Raw genomic sequence first — 5,209 nt, forward strand, 5'->3', positions numbered from 1 at the left:
AGTCTGGGCCTCGGGCTCCGGTTCTGCGACGGGTTCGGTGGCGGCTTCGGCCTGGGCGGACGGCCCGGCCTCCGGCTCCGTCTCGGCGGCGGGTTCCGGGGTGGTGGCGGCCGGCTCCGGGTCGGCCTCGGCCTGCGGCGCGGGGGCCTCCGGCTCCGTCTCGGCGGCGGGCTGCGGCTCCGTGTCCTCAGCGGCAGCGGCAGCGGTGGGCTGGGCCGGCACCGCGGTGGCGGGGTCGCCCGGGCCCTCCGTGGCCGCCGGGGACAGCGGGCGGCGGGCTTCCGGGACCGTGGGGTCTGCCGCCGGGGCCGGGGCGGCGGTGAGCACCGTACCCGGCTCACGGTCGCGCGGCGCGGACTGCGGCGGGACCGTGGGGTTGTCGAAGGACGCCGCCACCAGTTCGGCGGCCGCGTCCAGGGGGGTCCGTTCGGCCTGGCTCGGAAGGGCCGCGGCCGAAGGGGCGTCCGACGTCTCGGGGACCGGCTCCGCAGTCCGTCCGAACACCTTGCGCAACAAGCTCCGAATACCCATGGGCCAGGCCTTTCGCATGAGTGCGTGCGTCATTTGTCCGTGCTGCGCGGTTGATCCCTGCCCAGAGTGGACACGTAAGGTTATCGGCCCCTTGGCTGGAACTTCGGCAGGGGCGCCTTTCGTGGCGCCCGCCCTCCCACCCAACCGGAACCCTTCGCCGAACTCCCCCTCCGCCGTGCCGGGTTCATCCGCCGTTCATCCCGTCGCCGCCGCATTGGCGCAACCCGCGCCTACCGTCGCGGCTGAATTCGTACCGACACGTCGTCGGCGCCGTGCACTCTCACCGGAGGACACCCTCGTGCGCAAGCTCCTGCCGTTCATCGGCAACCCGCATGGCAGCGGCCGTTCCGCTCTCACCTGCCGCTACCGCTGCGGCGACGCCTGCTTCCACGAGGTGCCCAACACCAGCGACAACGAGTACGCCGGCGACGTCATAGCCGGCGTCTACTCCCGCCGCTCGATGCTCCGCTCCGCCGCCGTCGTCACGGTCGCCACCGCGGCCGGCACCGCCGTCACCCTCGGTGCGGGCGGCGGCCAGAACGCCAGCGCCGCCCCCGTGTCCGACGCCGAGGCCAAGCGCGCGGGCGAGGCCGCCCGCGGCCTGCGCTTCAAGTCCGTCGCCCCGAACACCGACGACAAGGTCACCGTCCCCGAGGGCCACGAGCAGAACGTGGTGATCCGCTGGGGCGACCCGATCATCAAGGGCGCCCCCGCCTTCAACGCGGACAAGCAGACGGCAGCCGCCCAGGCCGGCCAGTTCGGCTACAACAACGACTTCCTCAGCCTGCTCCCGCTCGGCGGCAAGTACGAGCGCCAGCAGCTGCTCGTGGCCAACCACGAGTACACGGACGAGAACCTCATGTTCAAGGGCTACGACCCGGCGAACCCCACCCGTGAGCAGGCGGAGATCGCCTGGGCCGCGCACGGCCTGTCCGTGGTCGTCGTCCAGGAGGACCACCGCAGTGGCAAGCTGACGGCCGTCAGCCGCCACCAGCTCAACCGCCGCCTCACCGCCACCAGCGAGTTCCGGCTGACCGGCCCGGCCGCGGGCAGCGCCCTGCTGAAGACCTCCGCCGACGCCACCGGCACCAAGGTGCTCGGCACCCTCAACAACTGCGCCGGCGGCACCACCCCGTGGGGCACCACCCTCCACGGCGAGGAGAACTTCAACCAGTACTTCGCCAACGCCGGCCAGGTCACCGACCCGGCCCAGGCCGCCCGCCTGAAGCGCTACGGCGTGACCTCCGGCGCCTCCGAGCGCAAGTGGGAGCGGTTCGACAAGCGCTTCGACGTCGCGCAGGAGCCCAACGAGCCGCACCGCTTCGGCTGGGTCGTCGAGCTCGACCCGTACGACCCGAACTCCGTCCCGCGCAAGCGCACCGCCCTCGGCCGCTTCAAGCACGAGGCCGCGCAGCCCCGCCTCACCGAGGACGGCCGCCCGGTCGTGTACATGGGCGACGACGAGCGCTTCGACTACTTCTACAAGTTCGTCTCCTCGAAGCGGATGATGAAGGGCGATTCGCGCGCGGCGAAGGAGCACAACCTCACGCTGCTCGACGAGGGCACCCTCTACGTCGCCAAGCTCACCGGCGACTCCCCGGCCGCCGGGATCGACGGTTCCGGCAAGCTCCCCGCCGACGGCGAGTTCGACGGCTCGGGCGTCTGGATCAAGCTGGCCACTGCCTCCCCCTCCGGCAACGTCTCGCACGTCGAGGGCATGACCGCCGAGGAGGTGTTCGTCTTCACGCGCCTGGCCGGTGACAAGGCGGGCGCCACCAAGATGGACCGCCCCGAGGACGTCGAGCCGTCGCCGCGCACGGGCCGCGTCTACGTCGCGCTGACGAACAACACCGACCGGGGCAAGCCCGGCAAGGCCGGCGCGGACGAGGCCAACCCGCGCAACCTGAACAAGCACGGCCAGATCCTGGAGCTCGCCGAGAACTTCGACGACCCGGCGGGCGACGGCTTCGCCTGGCGGCTCTTCCTGGTCGCCGGCGACCCCAACGACCCGGCCACCTACTTCGCGGGCTTCCCGAAGGACAAGGTCAGCCCGATCTCCTGCCCGGACAACGTGGCCTTCGACCCGCACGGCAACCTGTGGATCTCCACCGACGGCAACCAGCTCGGCTCGCACGACGGCCTGTTCGGCGTCGCGACGGCCGGCGAGCGGCGCGGTGAGCTGAAGCAGTTCCTGACCGTGCCGCGCGGTGCCGAGACCTGCGGTCCGCTGATCCAGGACCGGCGCGTGCTGGTCTCGGTCCAGCACCCGGGCGAGATCGACGGCGCGTCCGTGGAGAAGCCGCAGTCGGTGTGGCCCGACGGCCCGGGCAAGATCGTCCGCCCGGCGGTGGTGTCCGTGTGGCGCAAGGACGGCAAGAACATCGGCGTCTGATCCCGCCGACGGGCGGGGGTCAGCCCGGCTCCGGCTCCGGCAGCCGGCCCACCGGCAGCCGGAGCGTCGTCAGCGCACCCCCGTCCGGGGCGTTGGCGAAGCCCAGCTCGATCTCCAGCACCGCCGCCTGGCCCGCCGCGATCGTCAGGCCCAGCCCGTGGCCGCGGCCGCGCCCGGGGTCCCCGGTGCGGAACCGCTTCGGGCCCTGCTCGATGAGTTCGGCGGGGTAGCCGGAGCCGTGGTCGCGGACCACCACCACCGGCCCCTCCACCGTCACCTCGACCGGCGGGCGCCCGTGCTTGTGGGCGTTGACCAGCAGGTTGGCCAGGATCCGGTCCAGGCGGCGGCGGTCGGTGAACACCACCGCGTCCCGCACGACCCGTACGTCGGCGGGCAGCCGGGTCCCGGCGACGGCCCGTTCCACGGCCCGGCCCAGCTCCACCCGGTCCAGGTCGGCCCGCTCCACCCCGGAGTCCAGCCGGGAGACCTCCAGCAGGTCCTCGGTGAGCAGGTGCAGCGCCTTCAGCCGGTCGTTGATCATCTCCTTGGGCCGGCCCTCGGGCAGCAGCGAGGCGGCGGCCAGCGAACCGGTCAGCGGGGTGCGCAGCTCGTGCGCGACGTCGGCGGTGAACCGCTTCTCCGCCTCCAGCCGTTCCTGGAGCGAGGCGGCCATCGAGTCCAGCGCCTGAGCGACGTCCCGCACCTCGTCGTGGTAGCGGCGCGTCCCCGGTCCGGTGTCCGCGGGGAAGCCGACCCGGGCGTCGAGGTCCCCGGCGCTGATCCGGCGGGCGACGGCGGCGGCCGTGGTGAGCCGGCGGCTGATCCGGTCGGCGAGGAACACGCCGGCCAGGGCCACCACCCCGGCCGCGACCACCGAGGAGACGAGGATCGCGGTGTCGAGGTCGCGCAGCCGCTGGCGCGTGTTCGCGTACGGGATCCAGACCGCCAGGGCCTTCTGGTCGGCCGGCCCGGCCGCCCACATGACGGGCTTGCCGTCCTGGGTGCCGACCATGCTGCCGGTCCGGCCGCGGGCGACGAGCTCGCGCAGCGGGCGGGGCAGGCCCGGCGGGTCCAGGGCGACGTTCACGTCCCCGTGCGAGGTGCCGTACTCGTAGTGGCCGAGGGCGTGGTCGAGGTCCCGTTCGACGTCCTTGCGGACCTGGCCGACGACCTGCCGCGCGACCACGTTGTGCACCAGGATCCCCAGCGCGGCGGCCACCGTGCAGCACACCAGCGTGGTGGTCAGGGCGATCTTCCAGCGCAGGCTGCTCAGCGCGCGCATCGGGCCCGTCCCTCGCTCAGCGGGACGTCCGTGATCGCCGGGCAGTCGTCGAGGGTCAGCTGGGTCAGGCTCATGCTGCCGGCCTTCGGGTCCCACACGTAGTCGGAGACCGAGATGTAGGCGGGGTTCGAGGTCGGCTCGCGGACCGCCAGGTGCTCCGCGGCCACCTCCACCCCCTCCAGCACCCCGCGCCGGGCCAGGATCCGGGCGATCCGGCCGTCGTCGCGGACGGTGTAGACGCGCAGTTCGGTGAGCCGGCCGTCCACGTCGAGGGCGGTGATCAGCTCGTCCTTGCCGTCCCCGGTCAGGTCGTGGAGGACGCCGGGACGGACCGGGCAGGACGGGCCGCCGTCCACAGCCTGTGTGCAGAGCGCGAGCCGCTGGACGGCCCGGGGGTCGACGAGCCGGCCCGTGCCGCCGTCCTCTTCGGTGGCGGAGGTGATGTCGGCCCGTACGACGGCCAGCGCGTCCGCCCCGCGCATGCCGGGGCCCTTCGGCGCGGGCGGCCCGGGCACCACGGCGGCCGCGCCGGGCTGTTGCCCGGGGCCGGGCGGGTCGGGGCGGTACTCCTTCCACAGGGTCTTGGGGGCGTGCGCGGTGCCGAGGTCGCCGGAGCTGCGCAGTCCCTCCACGTCGGCGCACCCGGCCGTGGCCGCCAGCAGGGCGGCGAGGGCCAGCGCGTGAGGGCTCCGCATGTACCGATGCTCCCCCGGAGCCGCCGCCCCGTCCCGGCCACTGCTCCGTCCGGGGGTGCGGGTCCCTGCCGGGAGGGCGCCGGTGGGTTGTCTGCGGGTGGGTGGGCCGCTGCGCGGGCGAGGTCCCCTACCCGCCCTTCGCCCGTTCCCCGGGCTCCGCCCGGACCCGCGCCTCAAGCGCCGGCGGGGCTGGAAAACCCCGGGGCTGCGCCCCGGACCCCCTGGGGGCTCCGCCCCCAGACCCCCGCGCCTCAAACGCCGGCGAGGCTGGAATGTGCTGCGCACATCCAGCCCGCGCGGCGNTTGAGC

3 protein-coding genes and 1 pseudogene are annotated in these 5,209 nt (G+C 74.0%); 1 reads left to right on the forward strand and 3 read right to left on the reverse strand.

The genetic code is table 11. The features are described from left to right. Positions 1-531 (reverse strand): annotated as a pseudogene (locus AC07A6_RS20100) (hypothetical protein); the annotation flags it as partial. A gap of 298 nt (positions 532-829) precedes the next feature. On the opposite strand from AC07A6_RS20100, the gene AC07A6_RS20105 reads away from it, so the two are divergent. After that, complete coding sequence (locus AC07A6_RS20105; RefSeq protein ID WP_362460748.1) at positions 830-2,923, forward strand: PhoX family protein; 2,094 nt, start codon at positions 830-832, stop codon at positions 2,921-2,923. Positions 2,924-2,942: 19 nt separating this feature from the next. On the opposite strand, the gene AC07A6_RS20110 is transcribed toward AC07A6_RS20105, so the two are convergent. Beyond that, positions 2,943-4,205 (reverse strand): sensor histidine kinase, encoded by a 1,263-nt coding sequence (locus AC07A6_RS20110; RefSeq protein ID WP_362460745.1) that lies wholly within the window; start codon positions 4,203-4,205, stop codon positions 2,943-2,945. After that, on the reverse strand, positions 4,193-4,900 hold the full coding sequence (locus AC07A6_RS20115) for a hypothetical protein (RefSeq protein WP_362460742.1): 708 nt from the start codon (positions 4,898-4,900) through the stop codon (positions 4,193-4,195). The genes AC07A6_RS20110 and AC07A6_RS20115 overlap by 13 nt, the downstream gene beginning before the upstream one ends. Between the last annotated feature and the right edge of the window lie 309 nt (positions 4,901-5,209).

The organism is Streptomyces sp. NPDC044002, from assembly GCF_056434525.1.